The organism is Tardiphaga sp. 619_E2_N8_4, assembly GCF_051810905.1.
Lineage (GTDB): Bacteria > Pseudomonadota > Alphaproteobacteria > Rhizobiales > Xanthobacteraceae > Tardiphaga > Tardiphaga robiniae.
Map to the genome: position 1 here is coordinate 2,372,070 of NZ_JBPWQJ010000001.1, position 23,875 is coordinate 2,395,944.

Annotated in this window: 21 protein-coding genes; 13 read left to right on the plus strand and 8 right to left on the minus strand. The window is 58.2% G+C overall.

What is annotated here, in order from left to right:
• Positions 1–10 precede the first annotated feature (10 nt).
• From trbE to AB8A23_RS11370, 8 genes are read left to right on the plus strand one after another with little or no spacing between them, the layout of a single operon-like run.
• Positions 11–2,452 (plus strand): conjugal transfer protein TrbE, encoded by a 2,442-nt coding sequence (gene trbE / locus AB8A23_RS11335; RefSeq protein ID WP_439059723.1) that lies wholly within the window; start codon positions 11–13, stop codon positions 2,450–2,452.
• Positions 2,449–3,180, plus strand: a complete 732-nt coding sequence (gene trbJ, locus AB8A23_RS11340) for a P-type conjugative transfer protein TrbJ (RefSeq protein WP_439059722.1) — start codon at positions 2,449–2,451, stop codon at positions 3,178–3,180. The genes trbE and trbJ overlap by 4 nt, the downstream gene beginning before the upstream one ends.
• 14 nt (positions 3,181–3,194) lie before the next feature.
• Entirely contained in the window at positions 3,195–3,539 is a 345-nt protein-coding gene (gene trbK-alt / locus AB8A23_RS11345) for a putative entry exclusion protein TrbK-alt (protein ID WP_439066038.1), read from the plus strand.
• Positions 3,540–3,542: 3 nt separating this feature from the next.
• Positions 3,543–4,796 (plus strand): P-type conjugative transfer protein TrbL, encoded by a 1,254-nt coding sequence (trbL, locus tag AB8A23_RS11350; protein ID WP_439059720.1) that lies wholly within the window; start codon positions 3,543–3,545, stop codon positions 4,794–4,796.
• The gene (gene trbF / locus AB8A23_RS11355; RefSeq protein ID WP_439059719.1) at positions 4,796–5,479 is read left to right on the plus strand and encodes a conjugal transfer protein TrbF; all 684 of its coding nucleotides are present in this window, start codon (positions 4,796–4,798) and stop codon (positions 5,477–5,479) included. Before trbL ends, trbF begins: the two co-directional genes overlap by 1 nt.
• Positions 5,476–6,510 (plus strand): P-type conjugative transfer protein TrbG, encoded by a 1,035-nt coding sequence (gene trbG, locus AB8A23_RS11360; RefSeq protein ID WP_439059718.1) that lies wholly within the window; start codon positions 5,476–5,478, stop codon positions 6,508–6,510. The genes trbF and trbG overlap by 4 nt, the downstream gene beginning before the upstream one ends.
• On the plus strand, positions 6,507–7,721 hold the full coding sequence (locus tag AB8A23_RS11365; protein WP_439059717.1) for a TrbI/VirB10 family protein: 1,215 nt from the start codon (positions 6,507–6,509) through the stop codon (positions 7,719–7,721). The genes trbG and AB8A23_RS11365 overlap by 4 nt, the downstream gene beginning before the upstream one ends.
• Before the next feature lie 9 nt (positions 7,722–7,730).
• Positions 7,731–7,973, plus strand: coding sequence for a DUF2274 domain-containing protein (locus tag AB8A23_RS11370; protein ID WP_439059716.1), 243 nt, complete (start codon positions 7,731–7,733; stop codon positions 7,971–7,973).
• On the opposite strand, the gene AB8A23_RS11375 is transcribed toward AB8A23_RS11370, so the two are convergent.
• The 3 genes from AB8A23_RS11375 to AB8A23_RS11385 all read right to left on the minus strand — a co-directional run bounded on the left by AB8A23_RS11375 (position 7,946) and on the right by AB8A23_RS11385 (position 10,454).
• Positions 7,946–8,896, minus strand: coding sequence for a LysR family transcriptional regulator (locus AB8A23_RS11375; protein ID WP_439059715.1), 951 nt, complete (start codon positions 8,894–8,896; stop codon positions 7,946–7,948). The genes AB8A23_RS11370 and AB8A23_RS11375 overlap by 28 nt on opposite strands.
• A 105-nt stretch (positions 8,897–9,001) precedes the next feature.
• On the minus strand, positions 9,002–9,634 hold the full coding sequence (locus tag AB8A23_RS11380; RefSeq protein WP_439059714.1) for an acyl-homoserine-lactone synthase: 633 nt from the start codon (positions 9,632–9,634) through the stop codon (positions 9,002–9,004).
• 94 nt (positions 9,635–9,728) lie between these two features.
• Entirely contained in the window at positions 9,729–10,454 is a 726-nt protein-coding gene (locus AB8A23_RS11385) for a LuxR family transcriptional regulator (protein ID WP_439059713.1), read from the minus strand.
• Between the two features lie 229 nt (positions 10,455–10,683).
• Between AB8A23_RS11385 and AB8A23_RS11390 the strand changes: the two genes are divergently transcribed.
• Positions 10,684–11,904 carry an ABC transporter substrate-binding protein gene (locus AB8A23_RS11390; protein WP_439060536.1) on the plus strand — a complete coding sequence of 407 codons (1,221 nt, stop codon included), beginning with the start codon at positions 10,684–10,686 and terminating at the stop codon, positions 11,902–11,904.
• Between the two features lie 109 nt (positions 11,905–12,013).
• On the opposite strand, the gene AB8A23_RS11395 is transcribed toward AB8A23_RS11390, so the two are convergent.
• Positions 12,014–12,715, minus strand: coding sequence for a TetR/AcrR family transcriptional regulator (locus AB8A23_RS11395; protein ID WP_439059712.1), 702 nt, complete (start codon positions 12,713–12,715; stop codon positions 12,014–12,016).
• Between the two features lie 201 nt (positions 12,716–12,916).
• On the opposite strand from AB8A23_RS11395, the gene AB8A23_RS11400 reads away from it, so the two are divergent.
• Complete coding sequence (locus AB8A23_RS11400; RefSeq protein WP_439059711.1) at positions 12,917–14,596, plus strand: methyl-accepting chemotaxis protein; 1,680 nt, start codon at positions 12,917–12,919, stop codon at positions 14,594–14,596.
• Between the two features lie 256 nt (positions 14,597–14,852).
• Here AB8A23_RS11400 and AB8A23_RS11405 read toward each other — a convergent pair whose 3' ends face one another.
• Positions 14,853–15,323 (minus strand): MarR family winged helix-turn-helix transcriptional regulator, encoded by a 471-nt coding sequence (locus AB8A23_RS11405; protein ID WP_439061191.1) that lies wholly within the window; start codon positions 15,321–15,323, stop codon positions 14,853–14,855.
• A gap of 86 nt (positions 15,324–15,409) precedes the next feature.
• Between AB8A23_RS11405 and AB8A23_RS11410 the strand changes: the two genes are divergently transcribed.
• On the plus strand, positions 15,410–16,237 hold the full coding sequence (locus AB8A23_RS11410) for an alpha/beta fold hydrolase (protein ID WP_439059709.1): 828 nt from the start codon (positions 15,410–15,412) through the stop codon (positions 16,235–16,237).
• Between the two features lie 12 nt (positions 16,238–16,249).
• On the opposite strand, the gene AB8A23_RS11415 is transcribed toward AB8A23_RS11410, so the two are convergent.
• The 3 genes from AB8A23_RS11415 to AB8A23_RS11425 all read right to left on the minus strand — a co-directional run bounded on the left by AB8A23_RS11415 (position 16,250) and on the right by AB8A23_RS11425 (position 19,920).
• A complete protein-coding gene (locus AB8A23_RS11415) occupies positions 16,250–17,341 on the minus strand; it encodes a CaiB/BaiF CoA transferase family protein (RefSeq protein ID WP_439059708.1) in 1,092 nt (363 codons plus the stop codon).
• 201 nt (positions 17,342–17,542) lie between these two features.
• Positions 17,543–18,778 (minus strand): CaiB/BaiF CoA transferase family protein, encoded by a 1,236-nt coding sequence (locus tag AB8A23_RS11420; protein WP_439059707.1) that lies wholly within the window; start codon positions 18,776–18,778, stop codon positions 17,543–17,545.
• On the minus strand, positions 18,775–19,920 hold the full coding sequence (locus AB8A23_RS11425) for an acyl-CoA dehydrogenase family protein (protein WP_439059706.1): 1,146 nt from the start codon (positions 19,918–19,920) through the stop codon (positions 18,775–18,777). Before AB8A23_RS11425 ends, AB8A23_RS11420 begins: the two co-directional genes overlap by 4 nt.
• Positions 19,921–20,575: 655 nt before the next feature.
• On the opposite strand from AB8A23_RS11425, the gene AB8A23_RS11430 reads away from it, so the two are divergent.
• Complete coding sequence (locus AB8A23_RS11430; protein WP_439059705.1) at positions 20,576–22,153, plus strand: carotenoid oxygenase family protein; 1,578 nt, start codon at positions 20,576–20,578, stop codon at positions 22,151–22,153.
• 182 nt (positions 22,154–22,335) lie between these two features.
• A complete protein-coding gene (locus AB8A23_RS11435; protein ID WP_439059704.1) occupies positions 22,336–23,826 on the plus strand; it encodes an aldehyde dehydrogenase family protein in 1,491 nt (496 codons plus the stop codon).
• Positions 23,827–23,875 lie beyond the last annotated feature (49 nt).

The window sequence follows — 23,875 nt, forward strand, 5'->3', positions numbered from 1 at the left end:
GTTCTTGGTCATGATGAATCTTGCCGAATACCGCCGCTCAAACACCCGCCTCGCGGATTTCCTGCCTTGGGCTGCATTGGTTGGGGAGGGCGTCGTCCTCAACAAGGACGGTTCATTCCAACGCACCGCAAGGTTCCGCGGACCGGATCTCGACAGCGCTGTGCCCGCCGAACTCGTCGCCGTCGCTGGCCGCCTCAACAGTGCCTTGCGCCGTCTCGGTTCGGGCTGGGCCGTTTTTGTTGAGGCTCAACGTCATTCTGCCAGCCGCTATCCGGCAAGCACGTTCCCGGATGTGGCGTCTGCGCTGGTTGATGCGGAGCGGAGAGCTCTATTCGAAGAGGCAGGAGCTCACTATGAGTCAAGTTATTTCCTCACATTCCTCTATCTGCCGCCGGCCGAGGACGCCGCGCGGGCCGAACGGTTTCTCTACGAGGGCCGCGATCGCACCGAGAACGCCGATGCCCGCGAAGTGTTGCGCGGATTCGTCGACCGCACCGATCGGATACTCCAGCTGGTCGAGGGTTTTATGCCCGAATGCGGCTGGCTGGACGATCCGGAGACACTGACCTATCTGCACTCCTGTGTGTCGACGAAGCGTCATCGGCTCCGGGTGCCCGAGATCCCGATGTATCTCGATGTGCTGCTGGCGGATCTGCCGCTGACCGGCGGCCTTGAGCCAATGTTGGGCTCAGCGCATCTGCGCGTTCTTACTGTCGTCGGGTTTCCGACCGCGACGACGCCCGGAATACTCGACGAACTGAATCGTTTGGCATTTCCGTATCGCTGGTCGACGCGCGCAATCATGCTCGACAAGATCGATGCCACGAAATTGCTGACGAAGATTCGTCGGCAATGGTTCGCCAAGCGAAAATCGATCGCCGCCATCCTCAAAGAGGTGATGACGAACGAGGCATCAACGCTGCTCGACACCGACGCCCACAACAAAGCGATGGACGCCGATGCCGCGCTCCAGGAACTCGGCTCCGACCAGATCGGTGAAGCTTATGTCACGGTGACTGTCACCGTATGGGATGAAGACCCGCGTGTGGCCGATGAGAAGCTGCGTCTGGTCGAAAAGACGATCCAGGGTCGCGACTTCACCGCGATGACTGAGACGGTGAACGCCGTCGAAGCCTGGCTCGGCAGTTTGCCCGGTCATGCCTATGCCAATGTCCGGCAGCCGCCGGTCTCGACCCTCAACCTGGCCCATATGATTCCGCTATCGGCGGTCTGGGCCGGAGAGGTGAGGGACCATCACTTTGCGGCACCGTCTCTGCTGTTCGGAAAGGCCGAGGGTTCGACCCCGTTCCGATTTTCTCTCCATGTCGGTGATGTCGGTCATACGCTGGTGGTTGGTCCGACCGGCGCCGGCAAATCGGTGCTGCTGGCGCTGATGGCGTTGCAGTTCCGCCGCTATCCGGGTTCGCAGATCATTGCCTTCGATTTCGGCGGATCGATCCGGGCGGCTGCTCTCGCCATGGGTGGCGACTGGCACGACCTCGGGGGAGCGCTGTCGGACGATGCGTCTGAGCCCGTCGCGCTGCAGCCGCTGGCCTGGATCGACGACGCCTCCGAGCGGGGCTGGGCGACCGAATGGATCGCCGCGATCCTGGCGCGGGAAAAGATCGTGATCACGCCAGAGGCCAAGGATCACCTGTGGTCTGCCTTGACCTCCCTGGCCTCGGCGCCAATCCAGGAGCGCACGCTGACCGGCTTATCGGTGCTGCTGCAGTCGAGCGCGCTCAAGCGTGCACTACAGCCTTATTGCATAGGTGGGTCCTACGGCCGGCTGCTCGATGCCGAATTCGAGCGCCTCGGTGATTCATCCGTTCAGGCCTTTGAAACCGAAGGACTGATCGGCACCGGCGCCGCCCCCGCGGTGCTTGCCTATCTCTTCCATCGCATTGGCGACCGTCTCGACGGTCGCCCGACCCTGCTCATCGTGGACGAGGGTTGGCTCGCGCTCGATGACGAAGACTTTTCAGGGCAATTGCGCGAATGGTTGAAGACGTTGCGGAAAAAGAACGCCTCCGTCATTTTCGCGACGCAGTCACTTTCGGACATCGATGGCTCAGCGATTGCGCCTGCCATCATCGAGAGCTGTCCGACCCGCATATTGCTGCCGAACGAACGCGCGATCGAGCCGCAGATCACGGCTATCTATCGCCGTTTTGGCCTCAACGACCGGCAGATCGAGTTGTTGAGCCGGGCAACGCCGAAGCGCGACTACTACTGCCAGTCACGCCGCGGCAATCGGATGTTTGAACTAGGTCTGGGCGAAGTCGCGCTCGCTTTTACTGCTGCCTCTTCCAAGACCGATCAGGCGGCGATCGAGCGCCTGCTCGCAGAACACGGCCGCGACGGCTTCGTGCCCGCCTGGCTCCGACATCGCGATGCTTCGTGGGTCACTGATTTGATCCCCAATTTGAGCAATCTGGAGGCATCTTCATGAGACGTCTTAGCGTTCTTGCAGCGGCGAGCGCCGTCGCCTTGTCGCTTGCTGCCGTGTCGCCGGTATCCGCGCAGTGGATCGTCTTCGATCCCAACAACTACGCCCAGAATGTTCTGACGGCGGCGCGCGAGCTGCAGCAGATCAACAATCAGATCACATCGCTACAAAACCAGGCGCAGTCACTCATCAATCAGGCGAAGAATCTGGCGAGCCTGCCATACTCGTCGCTACAGCAACTTCAATCGTCGATCCAGCGCACCCAGCAGTTACTCGCCCAGGCGCAACGCATTGCCTATGATGTGCAGCAGATCGACGGCGCGTTCTCGACCAATTATGCGCCAGCGACGAGCAGCCAATCCAGTCAAGCACTGATCACCAACGCGCAATCGCGTTGGCAGAACTCGGTCGCCGCGCTGCAGGACGCCTTGCGTGTGCAGGCCGGCGTTGTCGGCAACCTCGACACCAACCGCACCCAGACGTCGGCGCTTGTAACATCGAGCCAGGGCGCAAGCGGCGCGCTGCAGGCGACACAGGCCGGCAACCAGATCCTTGCGCTTCAGGCTCAGCAACTCGCCGATCTCACGGCGACCGTCGCCGCGCAGGGCAGGGCGCAGAGCCTTGAAGCGGCTCAACGCGCAGCGGCGCAGGATCAGGGCAGAGAGCAACTACGGCGGTTCCTGACGCCGGGCCAAGGCTATCAATCCTCAAACGTGCAGATGTTTCATTGATGAGTGCGTTCAGCATGTTCAGCCGGATAGCAGTCGTCACCGCAGCCGGGGCCGCGATGCTGGTCGTCGCGGCATGCGCTATTCAGCTCCGTGGTGATAGTGACGAAACGGCGTCGAATTCGACAGCGCCACAGTCCACGGGGACACTCGAACCCAGCCTGGCGCGCTGCCAAACGGTTAAGCCGGAGCAAACAGCAACTTACGGCTACTGTCGCCGGATCTGGGCTGAGAACCGACGTCGGTTTTTCGGTCGGACGAAGAGCACGGCCGCTTCCGATCAATCGTCAGAGCTTCCGCCAAAGGATCAGAGCCGGATACCGCAGGGCTATCCGTCCGCACCTCTTCCGGACAGCGAGTAAGCCATGACCGGGACTGGCGTGATCGATCAATTCCTCGATACTTTTACCCGCTATATCGATTCTGGCTTCGGTTTTCTGGGCAGCGAAGTTGGATTTCTTGCAACGACGTTGGCCGCCATCGACATTACGCTTGCGGCTCTGTTCTGGAGCTGGGGGACCGATGACGACCTGATTGCACGGCTCGTCAAAAAGACGCTGTTCGTCGGCGTCTTCGCCTACCTGATCGGCAACTGGAACAGTCTCGCCCGTATCCTGTTCGAGAGCTTCGCTGGTCTTGGCCTGAAAGCCTCCGGCACAGGCCTGTCATCCGCGGATTTCCTGCGGCCGGGACGGATCGCCCAGATTGGCCTCGATGCCGGCCGGCCGATCCTTGACGCGATCTCAGGTCTGATGGGTTACATCAGCTTCTTCGAAAACTTCGTTCAGATCGTCGTTCTGTTGTTCGCCTGGGTCGTTGTGCTGCTCGCCTTCTTCATTCTGGCGATCCAGCTGTTCGTGACCCTCATCGAGTTCAAGTTGACGACGCTCGCCGGCTTCGTGCTGATCCCTTTTGGTTTGTTCGGCAAGACCGCATTTGCGGCTGAGCGTGTACTCGGCAATGTCGTCTCGTCAGGCATCAAAGTCCTGGTTCTGGCCGTCATTGTTGGCATCGGCTCGACTCTGTTCTCTCAATTCACGTCTGGATTCAACGGCGGGCAGCCGACCATCGAAGATGCCATGGCGCTGGTGCTCGCGGCATTGTCGCTGCTCGGTCTCGGCATCTTTGGCCCAGGGCTCGCCAACGGCCTGGTGTCTGGCGGACCTCAGCTTGGCGCGGGTGCCGCGGTCGGGACCGGACTTGCAGCAGGCGGCATTGTTGCAGCAGGCGCCGGCTTGGCTGCAGGCGGTGCTGGTCTCGCTGGTGGAGCGCTCGCGGGAGCCGCGCGGGGCGGCGCCGCGCTCACAAGTGGTGCGTCCGCAGCTTATCGCAGTGGCGGCCTCAGCAGTGTCGCCGATGCCGGGCTCTCGGCGGTGGCAAGCCCGCTGCGTCGGGCCGCGGCAACTCTCAGTAACAGCGCTCAATCGGCTGGCCAGGCGCCAACCGCAGGGGGCGCCGAGACCGGCAACACCTCGCCGGATAGTCCGCCCGATTGGGCGCGGCGGATGAAGCGTGCCCAGACCGTCAGCCATGGCGCATCAGCCGTTACCCATGCCGTTCGCTCGGGCGACCATGGCGGAGGCGGCGCATCGATCGATCTTTCTGAAGGAAACCACTGATGTTTAAACGTCCATCCGTTCACTACGGCCGCACACCCGAGCCGGTCACGCCCTATCAAAAAGCAGCGCAAGTCTGGGACGACCGTATCGGGTCTGCCCGCGTACAGGCAAAGAACTGGCGATTGATGGCATTCGGCTGCCTCGCGCTGTCAACTGGTCTCGCCGGCAGCCTTGTCTGGCAATCGACCCTAGGCACGATCACGCCCTGGGTGGTCGAGGTCGATCGTCTTGGCCAGGCCCAGCGCGTGGCGCCGGCCAATACAGACTACCAGCCGACCGACTCGCAGATCGCTTACCACTTGGCGCGATTCATCGAGGATGTCCGGGGACTGCCGGCTGACGCCATCGTGTTGCGCCAGAATTGGCTGCGCGCCCACGATTTCACGACCGATCGCGGTGCCGCCGCTCTCAATGACTACGCCCGAACCAACGATCCCTTTGCCAGGCTCGGCAAGGTGCAGGTCTCGGTCGAGGTATCGAGCGTTATTCGCGCATCGCCGGAGAGTTTTCGTGTGGCGTGGGTTCAACGCGCCTACGACAACGGGTCTCTCAGTTCGACCGAGCGCTGGACTGCCATTCTCAGCGTCGTGATCGAGACGCCGCGCGATGCCGATCGGCTGCGCAAGAACCCCCTCGGCGTCTACGTCCACGCCATCAACTGGTCGAAGGAGCTTGGGCAGTGAATACGCTATTTCGTAAGATGGCTTCTCCGCGCCGTGCTTCATGCAGTCGTTCCGTCTCATTCAGATCAGATGGTTCGGCGCTCCGAAAGGCGATACTTCCAGCCCTGCTGCTTTGCGCTTCCGCTTTGGGTGGTTGCTCCACGTTTACGCCGCCCGAGATCAGTTACGACAGTGATGTTCCGCCATCGCCTCAGCCGCCCGCGCCTGCCGACGACAAGCCGCGGCCGCTTCATGTCCCGCCGCTATGGAAACCGTCCCTTGGCGGTAAGTCCGGTACGAAGGAGGACAGCGAGCCGGTGAGCCGGGTCGAGATGGCGAACAGCGCGGCGCGGGTCGAACCGCGCAAGAAGGGATATTTTAACGCCGCGCAGGTCTACGCCTACAGTCCGGGTGCGCTGTACCAGGTTTATGCCGCGCCCGGACAAATCACCGACATCGCGCTCGAGGAAGGCGAACAACTCACGGGGGCGGGTCCGGTCGCGGCAGGCGACACTGTTCGTTGGGTCGTCGGCGATACCGAAAGCGGCAATGGAGATACCCGCCGCGTCCATATTCTGGTGAAGCCCACGCGCGCTTCGATCGAAACCAATCTTGTCGTCAACACCGATCGGCGCACCTATCTGATCGAACTACGCGCCCGCGAAAAACCCTATATGCCTTCGGTCGCCTGGTACTATCCGGAGGAGCGGTCGGGCAGGACACGGTCCGTGCTCTTGACGCCGGTGCTACCCGATCCGACGCAGCGGCGTTTTCGTTACGCCATTGAGGGCGACGGTCCGCCATGGCGGCCTCTGACCGCTTATGACGATGGCCGCAAGGTTTACATCGAGTTCCCGCAGGGCATCGCCCAAGGCGAGATGCCGCCTCTCTTCGTCATTGGCCCTGACGGCAAGACCGAGATCGTGAACTACCGCGCCTACGGCAACGTCCTCATTGTCGATCGGCTCTTTGCGGCCGCGGAGTTACGGCTCGGTGGCGAGCATCAGCAGAAAGTCCGGATTGTCCGGACCGACGGGAGGTCGTCGTCATGAGCACACTTCGGAGTGATGACACTAACGAGCAGCCCGGCGTGCCGAACAGGTCAGAAGAATTGGCGCATGGGTTCCGGTTAAGGACAGATCATCCACGCGTCACACGGCTGTCCCGTAAGGTCCTGGCGGGAGGGACCACCGTTGCATTGGTTGTTGTTGGGGGTGCCGTCGTTTGGGCTCTGCAAAACAACCGCTCCCGCGGGCCCGCGCCGGACGAACTCTACAGCACCGATCATCATAACGTCGCCGATGGCCTCGCTCGATTGCCGCGGGACTATGCTGGCGTTCCACGTCAGGTGCCCTCGCTGGGCCCACCGCTTCCTGGTGATCTCGGCCGGCCATTCCTCGCCGCGCAGGGACAGCCGCCAACCACTACCACGACTGGCTTCGATCAGGAGCAGCAGCGTCGTGACCAGGAGACCGAAGCCGCACGTGTCAGCCGCGTGTTCGCTTCGACCAATATTCGCGAGACAACGCCCGTTGCAGCCCAGGGCTCAAACGTTGACCGCGCGGCCTCATCGTCCATGCCGGGAACTGACGACGGGTTTGCGCAGAACGGTCAGGACCGCAAGCTCGCCTTCGTCAATGCGTCGGTCGATCGCCGTACCACAAGCCCTGATCGCGTCATGAAACCAGCTTCTCCGTATGTTGTTCAGGCAGGAACGGTTATCCCTGGGGCACTCATCACCGGCATCCGCTCAGATCTGCCCGGGCAGATCACGGCGCAGGTGACCGAGAATGTTTTTGACACACCTTCCGGTCGCTTGCTGCTTATCCCGCAGGGCGCTCGTTTGATCGGAACCTACGACAGCCAGGTCGCATTCGGTCAGTCACGCGTCCTACTGGTCTGGACACGCTTGATCATGCCGAACGGCCGTTCGATCGTGCTCGAACGCCAGCCAGGCGCGGACTCGGGCGGCTATGCTGGCCTGGAAGACGAGATCGACAATCATTGGGGTGCTCTCTTCAAGGCCGCACTCCTGTCGACGTTACTCTCAGTCGGCAGCGAAGCGGGAGCCGGCTCGGATACAGGAAACAATGGTGACATCATCCAGGCCCTTCGCCGCGGATCCAGCGATAGCTTTAATCGAACTGGCCAGAAGATCGTTGAACGAAGCCTCAATATCCAACCAACGCTGACGATTAGGCCGGGATTTCCGGTCCGCGTGATCGTCAATCGCGACCTCGTATTAGAGCCTTACAGAGCGTGAGGAATGAAGATGGCCAAGCTTAAGATCGGGGTGCTTGCTGACGACAAGCCTGTCAAAATCACTACTGAATTGCCGGCATCCGTGCATCGAGATCTTGTTGCCTATGCGGGTGCCCTCGCACGTGAAACCGGTCAGCCAGTCAATGATCCGTCAAAGCTGATCGCGCCCATGCTGATGCGTTTCATGGCGACGGATCGGGGATTTGCGAAATGGCGTCGGGCGACTCATTCGTCAGTCGCCAGCGACGGGTAGCGCTCGGCGAGCAATTGCAGAAAGCCATGGAGGGCAGGGTTCTCGTTGTCGCCCCGCCAATGTGCCGAAAAATTCAGGTAACTCGGCCGTCTCCCGTCGTCCAGTTCGCGATAAACCAAACCGGCAAAGCTGGCGCCGATATCGGATTCCATAACCAAGCTGATCCCGAGCCTCATGCTGATCAGGCTTTTGATAATGCCCCGACTGACATCGTGGCGCTCTATTTGAGGCCTGTCCTCGCGCAAAGGGAGCTTAGAAATGAGGACGTCCTCGAGCTCGTATCCGGGATCATACTGGCTCAGCAACACTGTTTGATTCTGAAGGTCAGTCCATAAGATGACCTCTTGCGTTGTCAAGGGATGATCCTCCGGCAAGGCGACCAAGATCCGCTCGCTCCAGAGCGGAAGGGCCTGACTTCCTAGAAGCGGCGGCCTAGCACCCGTCACGACGACAACGTCGAGTGCTCCGCTTCGGAGCGCAGCCGTCAGGTGCTTTCGCGACCTTTCGACGGTTACGAGTTTGATATGTGGAAAATGTGTCTTGAAATCGAGAAGCGTCGCGCGCAAGTTTCCCGTTGAGAGAGACGTGCAGAAACCTACCGCTAATTTACCGACTTTCCCGCGCTTCGCTGTTTCTGCGCTCGCAATGAGCGCATCGACTTGCTCCAAGATTATTCGCGCTGACCTGAGAAACTCCCGACCACCTGGGGTCGGCTTCACGCCACCGCTGGATCGCTCGAACACGACCACGCCAATCGAGTGCTCGAGCTGGCGGACACTTCGGCTCATCTGTGATTGACGAAGCCGAAATACATTCGCGGCCTGCCGAAAGCTACCAATGTCGGCCGCGGTCACTGCAAGTCGCAACTGCTGTAGGTCAACGGCCTGCGTCGGGGGGCCAGGTCGTCGCTTATCTTTCGCCATGGGCCTTTCCGTCATGTCTCGATGTTTCATAGTCGGCGAGCGATTTACGAAACGCCTGCTCGCAGACCCCTCGATGCAAAAATTCGTGAGGCTGAGTGAAAGTGTCTAAGCAGCGATAGACGCGACGGGAGCCCACAGCACAGGGCCGACTAAGCCGCCCGCGGTATGGACGCGCTCCAAAGCCTGTGACGTCACTTCGAGATAGCCCGCAACCGCCAAGGTGCTGCCCAGCGGGTGAGGTTTACCTATCCGCCGCAAAGGCCATCCGGCGCGGCGCAGGATCCGCTCCATCCGGGCATCTGTAACGGTAACGATGTCGGTAAGCTGCCGCGATAGACCGAACTCGATCATACCAGCAAACAGTTCGTAGGTCGCCGTTGCCAGACCATGAGCGGCCTTGGGCCCGTCGGCCGCAACATCGAGCGCGAAGCGGCTACTTTCCCAGATTGTCGAGCTAGCCGGAGCGCATCCTCCGTCCAAGAGAACGGGAAAAGTATCGCGTAGCATCGTGGGGCCGGTGGAAGGGAGCAAGCGCACGCAGCCTTGAATGTGCTTATCACCAGCACGCTGCAGCAGGTAGCAGGGCTGGTGGGAGTCGAACACGTCGATTTCCATATCGCCGCTGACCTGGACGTCCCAATCCAGTCGTTCTCTGAAAACGCGGTAGCGCAAGCGATGCATATCCGCAATTTCACGAATGAAGCTGCCAAAGTATTCGGCTGTTATCAGCTGGATCATAATCGCCTCCTCTCGATTGCTGGCCTTTCAGCATTAGAAGCGAATCGCGACGCCGGCACATCCTGTGCAAACGCACAGGATGTGCCGGCGTGAGTTAGGGTACTATCGACCGGTAGGCAACTAGGCGGGCCACAGCGTGGGAAATCGAGTGAACGCCTAGCTTCGTCTTCGCGTTATCTAAGTGGAAGCTAGCGGTGCGACGCGTAATATTGAGGATGCGCCCGATCTCCCAAGCAGATTTGCCCTGTGCCGCCCATCCGAGGCATTCGATTTCACGAGGCGTCAACGAAACGCCGTCGATGACACGATCGGGAGCGATTTTGCGTCGAACATGCGCGTGGAAATACATCGCCATGAGTTGGAGCACTCTTCCGTGCTCCTTAATGCGCCATTCGAACTGCGGCCTTCGTTCGTCGACTGCAAAAGTCAGCGCCGCAACTGGAACGCCGCTGTGATGTATTGGAACCGTAAAGCCATAACGAATGCCATAGTTGGCGGCGTCGTCAAACATTTCTCGTTGTTGTCTGGTCGACGTCGATAATCCTGCGTCAGTGCCCCACTCGAAGGGGTCGGCTCGGGCAAACGCCTGCGAGATCACTGGATCAAAGCGCTGGTAGTTACCTTGCAAGTAACGCGATGTCCAAGCAACGGGGTAAGTTGATATCACTTGAGGGGTAGCAGATAGCCCTTGCGGTATTGCCAGGTAAGCAAAGCACGATAAGTCAAGCGCGGTTGCTGCGTCTGCCATCGCATCTCGTAGCACCACACTACTCGGGGCGATCGACAGATGATCGATAAAGTTCTGAAAGATGCGATGCATGTCCAAACCTTAAAGAGATGTGCACGTCGGGTTCATCGCGTAGCTGCGATATGCCGCGATGGTGTGGGCCGTATGCGGGCGGTCTAAATAGCGGGACGGCTACCAATACGGCGACAGCAACAGTCAATCCGCGCGCGGTATTCGGGTCAGGCAAAAGAATTATTGATATTAATCGCACGAACGTGCAATTATCATCAAGAAGCCGATGCGATTATCGGCCCATGGAGGGATGCCGGTGAGATTTGTGCTCGCTTTGGTCGCGTGTGTTTCCGGGACGGCGCTATTGTCGAATTCGGCTGTGGTTGCTCAGCCCGCGTACGACACGGGCGCGTCCGACACAGAGGTCAAAATCGGAAATATCATGCCTTATAGTGGCCCCGTGTCTGCTTTGTCCGTCGTCGGCAAGGCGCAATCTGCATATTTCAAAATGATCAACGACCAGGGTGGAGTGAACGGTCGGCTGATCCGCTTTATTTCGTATGACGACGCTTACAGCCCTCCTAAAGCCGTCGAGCAAGCTCGACGGCTCGTGGAAGACGACGGAATATTGTTCATGGCGGGATCGCTGGGAACTGCTAGCAATAGTGCTATCCGCAAATATATGAACTTAAAAAAGACGCCGCATATCTTTGTGGCGAGCGCTGCGGAGAAGTGGGCCGATCCAATCCAGTTTCCCTGGACAATGGGATGGATGCCGTCTTCACGCAACGAAGCTCGAGTATATGCAAAGTATATTCTGCAGCACTACCCCGGTGCAAAAGTTGCCATCCTGTATCAGAACGATGACTTCGGCAAAGAGTATCTGATCGGGCTTAAAGAAGGGCTCGGCGAAAACGCGGCTGCCATGCTTGTCGCCGAAGTTCCGTACGAAGTCACGTCGCCAACGATTGAGTCCCAAATCGTTTCCATCAAGTCTAAGGATCCAACTGTCGTCGTGAATGCCGCGACCCCGAAGTTCGCAGCGCAGGCGATCAAGAAAATCGGCGAACTCGGATGGAAGCCGGTTCAGTTCGTCAGCAACACATCAACGCAGATCAGCAGTGTTATGAAGGTCGCGGGATTGCCTTTCGCCCAAGGCGTTATGAGCGTCCAGTACATGAAAGATGCCCATGATCCCCAGTGGAAGGAAGATCCGGATATCAAGCAATGGGTGACCTTCATGGATCGCTATTATAAAGATGGAAACAAGGATGACAGCCAGGTCCTCTGGGGGTACGGCGTCGCAAAGGCCATTGTTCAACTTGTTCGTCAGTGCGGCGATGATCTCACGCGCCAGAACGTCATGCGCCAAGCTGCTAGCATGAACTTTTATAATGGCGTGACGCTTCCCGGCATCAACGTCAAAACAAGTCCAACGGACTTTCGCCCGCTTGAGCAGTTTCAGATGATGCGCGTCGCGGGAGAAACATGGGAACGGTTCGGCGGCATCATTGGTGACGACGCCAATTAGTGCGATGTGGTACCACCGAATGATTGTTGCGCTGCGGGAAACGTTCAGCGAATCTCCTCCGTTTAATCCATCAGGTTCGGGAACGGTTCGCTAGGTTGGGCTTTCGCAGTCACGGCGTTTTCATTCTAGGTTTCCGCTTTTCGCCCCCGTTGACGAGTCGAAAGGAGCGGAATGCCGCCTTCGACCGCGGCTTTTGTTTCGTACCGGATGAGCCGGTTTCAATCTGCGAGAAAAAATCATCCAGCAATTTGTAGCAATGGGCTTGGCTGCTCTTATCAGGGATCAGTATTTGTCGCAGCATAAGGCCATGTGCAAAAAGCAGCAACTGCTCTGCTACGAGAGCCGGATTAAGGTCGGGTGGAAGTTCGCCTTCCTTGATGGCTTCATTCGTCAGTTTGGTCCAGAAGGACTGCTGCCTTTTGAACCAGTACACTTGATGATCACGCAGCTCCTCATTCCGGGAGCCATAAACCGTGTAATTCATCCAAAATCGCCAGAACCGGTCATTGGGCTCATTTAAGATGTATCCGAAGGCGAACCCCTTGAGCCGTTCGAGGGGCGTGCGGGAGCGATTAGTTTCTGGTAAGGCTTGTTGATAAGCAGCACGAAGCGCTTCCATCACCAAATTTTCCTTGTTCGTAAAGTGATAGTTGATCGTCCCGGTGCTGACTTCCGCCCGCGTCGCGATCTGGCGCATGCTGGCAGCATCAATGCCAACCTCGGAAACGACCTTGTAGACAGTCGAAAGCAACTCGGCTTGGCGCACCAGTTTTCCCGGTCGTTTGTGCGTTTTCGTTGTGGTCTTCGCCATAACGTCCTCTTAAGCGGTACAGGGCTGTTCTCGCGCAATAGATGGCACGAGCGGTACAAAAGCAAGTTGAGCTTGGTCCCCATGTCCCAAAGCGTGATTTCGATCATGATTAATCGCACGATCGTGCAAATATTTACCGCCTCTTCACCGTGCGACGATAGAGAGGTGAACTATTGCAACTTCGGATAAAGGGGGAGCATCGTGCTTCGCAAGGCTTCTATTCGGACCAAAATCATCTCTGCGTTCTGCATTCTGATCTTGGGGTCAGCAGCTCTGGGCCTGTTTTCAATCCAGCAAATGGATGCGATCCAGCAACGTGCGACGGACATTCAAACCCATTGGCTGCAACGGGTGAGGTTGCTGGGCGAATTGCGAGCGTGGACCTTGACATATCGCGGCGTGGTGCGTGCTCATATCCTGGCCGATGACGCGGCGGGAAAGTCCGTGATGGACAAGAACTTCGATCGGTTGGCAGCTCCGCTCGAGCAAGCTCTTAAGGGGTATGAGCGGCTCCTTGCGCAGGGCGAGGAGCGTGCGCGCTTCGAGGACTTCAAGGCCAGTTGGTTGAACTACGTTAGAGCGGCCGAAGAGGTGGTCGCCGTCTCCCGCCGCGGCGACGAAACGAAGGCCAGAGCCCTTCACTTGTTGGCAACACCGGCGGCCGCCAAGGCTGACGACGTGCTCGCCAAGAGCGTTGACGTGGCGAACACCGGATCAGAAAGCGCGGTCCGTGAGGGGGCAGACACCTATCAAAGGGCGTATATTCTGGTACTGGTGGGCGTGGCGCTGACGCTGGCCGTGGGGCTGATTACTTCGGTTGTTCTAACGCGTGACTTTACGCACCAGATCAAATCTGTCGTTGATCCGATGCGCGATCTCAGCGCTGGAAATTACGCTGTCACGATTCCTCATCAAGGTGAGCGGACCGAGGTTGGCCTAATTGCAGAAGCCCTTTGTCTGTTTCGTGATGCGCTGATCGCGAAGCAGAATACAGACCAGAAGGTGCTCGAAAACTCGCAGGCAGAGCTTCAGCGGTCGGGAGCGATTGCTCAGCTGACTGCGGATTTCGAGATTGAAATTGCATCGGTCGTGGAGTCTGTTGCGACGTCAGCCAAAGTCATGGAAGATGCGGCGAACGACCTCAATGCCAGCGCATCGGCGACGGCCACCGGGTCAGAGCGTGCTTCAAGCATCTCCCAGGAGGTCGCGACCAATATCAACTCAGTGGCAGGTGCTTCGGAGCAGATCTCTTCGTCCGTTGATGAGATTGGACGGCAAGTGCAGGAATCGAGTTCGTTTGCGCAGGAGGCTGTCAAGCAGGCAGAGGAAACGGATGTCAATATCGCTGCTCTTGTCGCCGCTGCGTCGCGGATTGGCGATGTCGTCAAAATGATCAGTGCCGTGTCTGAGCAAACCAATCTGCTCGCTCTTAACGCCACGATCGAAGCCGCCCGGGCTGGTGAAGCGGGGCGGGGATTCGCGGTGGTTGCGTCGGAGGTCAAGGCGCTGGCGAGCCAGACCTCGAAAGCAACTGAGGAGATTGCTGCGCAGATCGCAGAGATGCAATCGGCCACGGAAAGCTCCGTTCGTACGATTAGTCATGTCAGCGCGACGATTTCAAAGATATCCGAGACGTCGGCAGCGATCGCTGCGGCGATCGAAGAACAGGGAGCGGCCACGCGCGAGATCGCGCGAAACGTTCAGCAGGCCGCTAGCGGAAGTGAGGGGGTCTCGGATCGAATTTCGCAAGCTGCGGAAGGCGCAGCAAGAACCGGCGCGGCGTCCCAACAAGTGCTCTCTGCCGCCGAGGGGCTCTCCCATGAAGGCAGCAGATTGAGGTATGTTGTTGAGAAATTTCTATCGTCAATGCGTGCGGCATAACATCCTGAGGGCGGCCCGAAAGGCCGCCCTTTCGAGGCGCCTTTCTGTGGCACAATGCGGGTATCGCTCGCGTCCTCGACGGGAGCTTGCAACGTGCTCCTAAAGGAAAATTGAGACGTCGTAAGCAAGGCCTCTCCGGCAATCACGATGACACGCGGACGGCAAGGTACCTCAGCGAAGGGTGTACCTGTCGGTGTTTTCGAGCACCGACGCCAAGCAGATTCCGATACGCAGGCGCCATATCATGGGTGCAGGATCACCGATAAGATGCGATGAGGCGATGTATGAGCGCCGCAAACAGCTCGCTGTCTTCCTTGCCGAGGGCCGATAAAAGATGAGCATCGTGGCGCGCGGAGATGGTCCTGATCTCCTTGAAAAGCTTTGCCCCCGCTTGGGTAAGCTGCACAGTTGACGCGCGACGATCGGATGTCGATTCTTCGCGCGCTAAGTAGCCGTTGCTCTCTAGCGATGTTATGGCGCGGGCGATGCTATTTTTAGGACGCCCCGTAAAGTTTACGACATCTTGAGCGGTAACGCAGCCCGCAACACGCACGAAAATTAACGCAGCAACTTCATCACGGAGTAATCCATGTCTTTCGACCAGCTCCGCGTATAGTGGACCGGCGTATAGATTTCCCAATACCAGCATCCATGCGCCGACCCAACGCGTATCGCCGTCTATATTGGTTGAGGACATTGGGGAGTTCGCCTGTTTCCGCTTTGCCATGCCGATCGCTCGCATAAGTGTGAAGCAGTTTATAAGTTGGAGCACACATCAATGCCAGACGTCACGTCATCATACCAGATGTCGGAATGTCCCATCGACACGCACGATTTCACGAGATAAAAGATGTACCAAATGGGACGAAGTGTGAGGATACATCCGTGAGTGAGGGCCCGCCGCATTGCTACGTTCTCGTGCCTGGCGCGTGGCATGGCCGATGGTGTTGGGAGCGACTAATGCCGCTGCTGGAAGCGCGAGGTCACACAGTCATCGCTCCGGAACTGCTTGGAATGGGAGATGACCCAACGCCGCTTTCAAAGATCTCCCTATCGACATGGGTAGATCAAGTCGCAGAAGTCGTGCAAGGACTAGGCCGTCGTGTTGTTCTGGTCGGGCACAGCCGTGGCGGCGCAATCATCAGCTCGGTCGCTGAACGTGTCCCGGAGTCCATTGCTGCTCTCGTGTATCTCACGGCGTTTCTGCTGCCGGACGGAGGCTCACTTGGCGATCAGTTGAACGCCATGCGTGGTGACCGTCCAGCGTTGCCGGCAATTTCGTTTACGGCGGACGGTGCGATGCGGATCGATCCTGCAGCGATCGGCGCGTTTCTGTACGGAACTACAGAGCGTGAATGGCAGGAGCGCGCCGCAGCGCTGAGCGGTCCTGATCCGGCAGCTGTTTTTAAAGACCGAGTTCAACTTAACGCAGAGCGATTTGGCACCGTGCCCAGGGTTTACGTTGAGACACTCCGCGACATTGCCTTGCCTCTTGAACATCAACGCCAAATGCAGCGTTCACTGCCTATCAATTCAGTCTATAGGCTCGATACCGATCACTCGCCGTTCTATTCGGATCCAACCGGGTTGGCGCGTGTTCTTGAAAGCGTCGGTGCGCAATGGGATCGGCGGCGCAGCTAGCGCCCACTATCTTCACAGATGGTCTTCCGTCCAGGCCTTCGCGGCCTCGCTCAGCTCCGCTTGAACCGGCATTCGTGCCGCTGACGGTGTTCGAGAAAACCGCGGCGCTGGTCCCGCCTGTATCGCACCATCATGCTGGATGAACACCCCGCGTGCTTTCATATGCGGATGCTTCGTGGCTTCCGACATCGTCAGTACCGGTGCGAAACACACGTCGGTGCCTTCCATGATCGTACACCACGCGTCGCGGCTTCGGGTCTTGAACACAGCGGCAAGCTTTTCTTTCAACGTATGCCACTGATTCCGATCCATTTGTGCGTCGAAACAGCTCTCGTCGAGACCGGCAAGCTCACGGAGCCGAGCGTAGAATTGCGGCTCGATTGAGCCAATCGAGATGAAGTTGCCGCAACTGCATTCATGGACGCCGTAAAAATGAGCACCGCCGTCGAGCACGTTGGCTTCGCGTTCTTCTTTCCACCGGCCAGCTGCCGCCATGTCGAAAAACATCGTCATCAGTGAGGCTGTGCCGTCGCACATAGCGGCGTCCACCACCTGTCCCTGGTCAGAGGTTCTGGCCTCCAGCATCGCGGCGAGCATGCCCATGACTAAATACAGCGAGCCGCCGCCGAAATCACCAACTAGGTTGAGCGGGGGCACCGGCGTTTCCTTGCCGCCGATGGCGGCGAGAGCGCCGGTAAGGGCGATGTAATTGATGTCATGGCCAGCGGCCTGCGCCAGCGGGCCATCCTGACCCCACCCCGTCACGCGACCGTAGACGAGTTTCTTGTTTCGCCGGAGGATGATATCGGGGCCGAGCCCAAGTCGCTCCATCACGCCGGGACGATAGCCTTCCACCAATGCATCGGCACCGTCCAGCAACGACAACACCTGTGCGATGCTGTCCTTGTGCTTGAGGTCGATCTCCACAATCGTGCGGCCGCGTGCAGAGAAGCCTTTGGGATGCTGCTTCGGCCGCACCAACGTGATGATCTCGGCGCCCATATCGGCGAGCAACATGCAGGCGAAAGGGCCGGGGCCGATGCCTGCAAATTCTACGATGCGCGTGCCCTGCAGCGGACCGGAGAGTTTGGGGTGTCTGGTCACGAGTGTTTCCTATGTTGACGGCGGTATCGCGCTGATGACTTGAACGCGTCGGTGACATTGCCGTTGAACTGATTTTCGTTCCAAAATGGAGCGGACTCGATTTGACCAGGCGCCTACGATTGCAAGAATAGGACGCTGCGCCGGTTCAAAAGATCGCTTGACGTAAGGAGCTCTGAGGCCGGTAAGCTTCGATCCGGTCGGCTAGCCGAGCGCTTTTGATGCACGCAGCGAATTGATCTCCTCTTGGGTGAAGCCAAATGTTCGCAGCACGGCGTCGGTGTGCTCGCCGATTCCAGGCGGGGGGTGGGGTGGCATCTTTTCATGGCCATTAATCCAGAAGGGGCTATCGACTGTCAGGCCGTGACCCGGAATATGCGGTGCCTTGACGAGCACGCCTGTGTCCAGCATCTGCTGGTCATGGACGATATCGTTCGTGCGTGCTGCGACAGAAACCGGAAGTGACACGGCGCTGAATCGCCGGGACCATTCTTCTGAGGCGTGCTCCAAGAACGTTGCTTCGAGGATACTCACGAGCTGTGATGCATTTGCACGTCGGCCCTCCATCGTCGAAAATCTGCTGTCGTCGGCCAACTCTGGACGATCAATGGTTCGGCAGAACAGGGGCCAATCTCGCTGCTCACTCAGAATGAGGATTGATAGCCAGCGTTTGTCGCAGCTCTCGTAGAAACAAGTAAGAGCATTTCCGGTCTCAGCTCGAGGAGGGCGGTTCGGCACCTTTGCGCCGGTTAGGGCGGCCTGAATGAACGGCATGTTGGCCCACGCGCCATTTGCGATGAGCGAGGTATGGACCCACGCTCCGCTGCCCGTCCGCTCCCGTTCGTAAAGTGCGGTGACGATGGCGGCGTAGAGGGACACCGCGGTCGGTTGATCTCCCATGCCCATAGCTGCCACTGCAGGGGTTTTGTCAGGGTCCGGCCTTACGAAGTCGGCCAAGCCAGAGCGTGCCCAATATGTGGTCGCGTCGAAGCCCGGCTTGTCGGCTTCCGCTCCCGACTCTCCGTAGCCCGTGAGCGACGCATAGATCAGCCGATGATTGAGTTTCGACAGCGTCTCGTACGAAATCCCTAACCGAGATCGAGCCGAAGGCGGCTGATTGGTGATAAAAACGTCAGCGCCGGTCACAATACGCTTCAGCGCGGCGCGCCCTTCCTCGGTCTTCAAATCAATCGTGAGCGATTGCTTCCCGCGCGATATGGCAGCCCACGCATAGGGATAATCGGTCTGTGGAAGGTTCGGGGAACGTGCAAGCAACCGGTAAATGTCACCTGTTGCCGGGGGCTCGATTTTAATAACCGTTGCCCCAAAATCGCCGAGGATTGTGGCCGCGCCCGGCGCAGCAACGTAATTAGCCGCGTCGACGACAACCAACCCTGCAAAAGGCAACCGTCCCGCGCTCATCGGTTCTGCGATACTCATGCGACCCTCTTGCGCATTTCGCGCGAAATGAGTTCCTTCATCACCTCATTCGTGCCAGCCAAAATCCGATATGCTCGAACGTTTTGGTAGAGCTGCGCGATCGGATACTCCATCATATAGCCACTCCCACCGTGGAGCTGCAGACACTCGTCCACGACCTGGCCGCAAGTTTCGGACACCCAGTATTTCGCGATAGCCGCGCTTGCGGTGTCGAGGGTGCCATTTGAAAGCATCGTGGCACACTGGTCGATGTAGGCACCGGCGACCCGCGCTTTCGCCTCGCATTCGGCAAGTTTGAAGCGGGTGTTCTGAAAGTCGAGCACCGGTGTGCCGAAAGCCTTGCGTGATGAGGTGTAAGTTAGGGTTTCTTCGATGGCCCGTTCCATTGCGCCGTGCGCCGCATAGGCCGTCACGAGTCGTTCGCGCGGCAGCTCCGTCATCAACTGACGGAAGCCTTCGCCTTCATTTGGACCGAGTAGGTTGGCCACCGGCACGCGAGCATCGTCAAAGAACAGTTCGCAGGTGTCCTGCGCATGCATGCCGACCTTATTCAAGGGCTCGCCGCGCCGCAGACCTTCAACATTGTCTGTTTCAACAACGACCAGAGAGATGCCTTTCGCTCCCGCATCGGGATGCGTGTTTGTCTTGACCACTAAGCAAATGAAGTTCGCGTTGGCGCCGTTGGTGATGTAGGTTTTCGAGCCCGAGATTACGTATTGATCCCCGTCGCGCACGGCCTTGGTACGAATTTTTTGAAGATCACTGCCAACGCCCGGTTCAGTCATCGCCAGCGAGCCAATGAACTCCCCGCTCGACAATTTGGGAAGCCACTTCCGTTTCTGATCCTCAGACGCGCAGTTGTCGATATAGTGCGAGACCATTCCGCTGTGCACAGCGTTTCCCATGCCAGTGCACAACATGCGAGTCTGCTCAGTGAAAGCGACTACTTCGTGCAAAAAACTTCCGCCACCCCCGCCGTAGTCAAGTGAAATGCCAGGGCACAGCAGTCCAGCTTCGCCCGCCTTCAGCCAAACCTCGCGATCTACTTTACCTTGGTCCATCCAGCGCGCCTGATTGGGCAGCAACTCGCGCTCGCAAAATCTGCGAACTGTATCTCGAAACGCTTCCAGTTCGTCGTTCATCCAACTGGGACAGTGAATTGGCATGTGAAATACCTTTCGATTGGCGAAATGCTTCAGACGCAACGCCTCGTTGAACCCTACGTCTTGACGACGTCGTCCCGGGTGGAAACAGCTAGCCCGTCCAGCTCTGTAGCCTAAATAGTCCCAAATGGGACGAATTTGAGCGTATAGCGGACTTGCGTGGTTACGCAAGCATGTTCTTTTGCAAAGCGGCGATTTCCGTAGGCAGGTTACAGAACTGCGGTGCGCGTCGTAACGCTGTTGGAGTTATACTTGCGCATTGCGAACTAAGAGACATCTGATTTTGCTTGGACTTCCAATGGCAATGCCGAGGCATCATGCGCCGCTAGTAATGTCGTCATGGCGGTGGGTTACGAGACCTGTTTCGCCATAACCTGACTAAGACTGCAGCCCCGCTGCAACGATCTTGAAGAATCTCCGTCGTTGTCTCCGCAACTGTGGGAAAAGGTCTGTGCTAATTCCCATCGATCAGTCCGGGAAGTTATCCTTCAGCACGCTAAACGTCTGCGGCCGCAGTAGTGCGCGAGGTGCAATCAAGCCTACTTGCAAAATAGTCCCAAATGGGTCTATCGTCGATCGGTAGACGAGGCCGACCGAGGAACTCGCCTTGTACTTTCGCAAAGGGAGGAAGAAAATGTCCACCAATCATCAGGCTCTGCATGTCTTTGATGCCGAAGATGAGCGCATTGAAGCGGCGATGGGCGTTGATCGCCATAACGAGGCGAGCGTCTATAATGTCCGTGGCTATCAGCCGGTGAATGCCGAATTATCGCAGCTGCCGGTGCATGTGACTGGAGAGATCCCAAAGGATCTCGAGGGCGTTTACCTGCGCAACGGCACAAATATGCAGTTCGAGAAGACGCATACTTGGCTACACGCATTTAACGGTGCAGGAATGCTGCACGAAGTGCAGATTCGCAACGGCGCGGCGACCTATTCCAATACCTATATTCGCACACCTCGCTTCGAATTCGAAGACAAGATGGAGCGCGAGGTTTATATTAATTTTACCGACATCGCGGGCGCTGGCCGCGCGGGTTTCGACAAGCTCAAGGATGTCGAGCGTAAAAAGCAGAGCGGATTGATCCCCAACTTTTCGCCACTCGAAACGTCACCCGCATCGACAGCGATTCAGTATCACGCTGGACATTTGTATTGCCTGCAGGAGACCGGTTACGCTTTCCGCTTACATCACCGTATGCGCGACGGACGCCTTCTTCTTGATGGTTCAGGGCATCTCGAAACATTCGACGGTGCATGGGATGGTCCGTTCTCGGCGCATCCGCGCATCGATCCGGACAGCGGCGATTTCTATAGCGTCAGCAACGATCGATCGACCAATCGTATCATTCTCGGTCATCTAAGCGACGGTAAGGTAAAGTCCTGCAACGCAATCTATCATCAGGACGGCGAGACTGGAAGCATGGGCTGGATCCATGATTATTTCCTGACCGAGAACTATATTATATTCCCGGATATTTCTATGCGTTACGCCCGCGAGGGATTGCTGGGCAATGCCAAGAGCGTTTTCACGTTCAATCCTGACTACAAAATGCGGTTTGGCGTGTATCCGCGTAATCCTGGCCCGAATGACAACGTCGTGTGGTTCGAAACTAATACGGCGGCAGTCATCTGGCATGTTGTCAATGGTTGGGAGCAGCAGGGCGCGAAGGGGGAGAAACAGCTCGTACTGTTCTCGCCGAAGTTCCACTCTTATCCATCAGATGTTCCGATCCATACGCCGGAAGAGCCGCCGGCCCATTTGACCAAGTGGGTTTTGGATCTCGAGTCCGGAAAAGTTGTAGAGGAGCGCGTTCTGATCGAGCATGGCTACGAGCGCCCGACTCTGAATCTGGGGTACGTCGGCCGCAAGAACCGATATGCCTATCTCCTCGAAGAGGAACGCTCGGGCTATATGGGGAAGGGAGTTCTGAAATACGACCTGCAGCAAGAGAAGGAGCTTGCCTTCTTCGATTATGGCGAGTTTTTTGGCGGCGAAGCGCTGTTCGTGCCGCGTGCGGATGCCAAGGACGAGGATGACGGTTATCTGGTCGAGCTCCTAATGGCTGACAGCAAGGCCGAGCTCATCATCATCGACGCGAAGACGATGACAGAACTGGCGCGCCTGCATCTGCCGCAGCGTGTGCCGTTCGGCGTGCATGCATGCTGGCTTAATAACGACAAGCTGCAGTCGTTGAAGGCGACGGCCTGACGTTACGGCAAACCACGACGGGTAGGGTGGAGCGCGGCGGCACCTGCGGTCTTCACCCGCCCGTTCGTGGCGCCGGGGGACTGAGGTCGCCTGACGGGTTCCATTCCGATGTCTGGGATGTTCATTCGATCGTCGAGAGTCAGTAACGACGTCTCGATCACGTTTACGCCAAAAGCCGGATATTGGGCCACTCCATCTCTCGCGAGATAACCGAGCGGCTCGACGGCGAAGCTATGGAAGGGATGTTTATGACGTATAGGCTATTAATCGACGGCGAACTGGTCGACGGCGCGGCGACGCTAGACGTGATCGATCCTGCGTCCGGAAAGGTATTCGAGACATGCGCGCGCGCCGACGAAGCGCAATTAGATTCCGCTGTTGAGGCCGGCAACCGGGCATTTGCCGCCTGGGCTGCGCTTCAGCATGCCGAGCGACGCCGTTGCCTGGATGAATTGGCCGATGCGATCGAGATGCGGCGCGACGAGTTCGCGATGCTGCTGACACGCGAACAGGGCAAGCCTCTGGTGCAGGCCAGCAACGAAATTCGCAGCAGCATCGGCGCGCTGCGCTATTTCGGCAGCCAGGATTTGCCGCTCAAGGTTATTCGCGACGACGCGGATCGCAAAATCGTCGAGCAGCGAATGCCGCTTGGCGTTGTCGCCGCCATCACGCCTTGGAATTTTCCGATGGTGCTTCTTATGATCAAAATCGCGCCTGCGCTCAGCGCAGGAAACACGGTGATCGCCAAGCCGGCGCCGACTACGCCGCTAACGACGGCGTTGCTGGGGGAGGTTGCCGCCAACATTTTTCCCCCAGGCGTGTTCAATGTGATCATTGATGCAAATGATCTGGGCGCGAAAATGACCGCGCATCCGGGCATCGCTAAAGTGAGTTTCACGGGATCGACGCCGACCGGCAGGCGCGTCATGCAGAGCGCCGCGGGCTCGCTGAAGCGGCTGACGCTTGAACTCGGCGGCAATGACGCTGCAATCATTCTCGATGATGTCGACGTCAAAGCGATTGCGCCCAAGATATTTGCGGCAGCCATGATAAATGCGGGGCAGGTCTGCCTTGCCGCCAAGCGGGTCTATGCGCCGCGATCGCTCTATGATGCGTTGTGCGACGAGCTCGCTACGCTGAGCCGAAATGCCGTAGTCGGCAGCGGTGTCGATCCTGCGACAACGATCGGGCCGGTGCAAAATAAGGCGCAGTTCGACAAGGTTTTGAGCCTGATTGCCGATGCGCGGCGGTGTGGCAAGGTCATCGCCGGTGGGGAGGCTTCGGAGCGTGAAGGCTATTTTATCGCTCCGACCGTGGTCCGCGATCTACCTGACGATTCTGCGCTCGTGCGGGAGGAGCAATTTGGCCCGGTCATTCCGGTGCTCGCTTACGATTCGATCGACGAGGTGATCGCGCGTGCCAATGACAGCGAATATGGACTCGGCGGCACGATTTGGTCGGCCGATGGCGGTCGCGGCTTTGAGGTCGCGCTACGTATTCAGACCGGCACTATCTGGGTCAACCAGCATTTGGACATGCCGATCGATGTCTCCTATGGCGGCGCCAAGCAGTCCGGCATCGGCCGCGAATTCGGCATCGATGGTCTGAAGGAATTCACCCAAGCCAAGGTAATCAATATGGCTTTGGCTGGGCTTGCCCGGTCGCGATCCTGAGGAGGCGGAGGATCGCGATGAGGCGTCGGTCGGATATCGACTGTTGCGG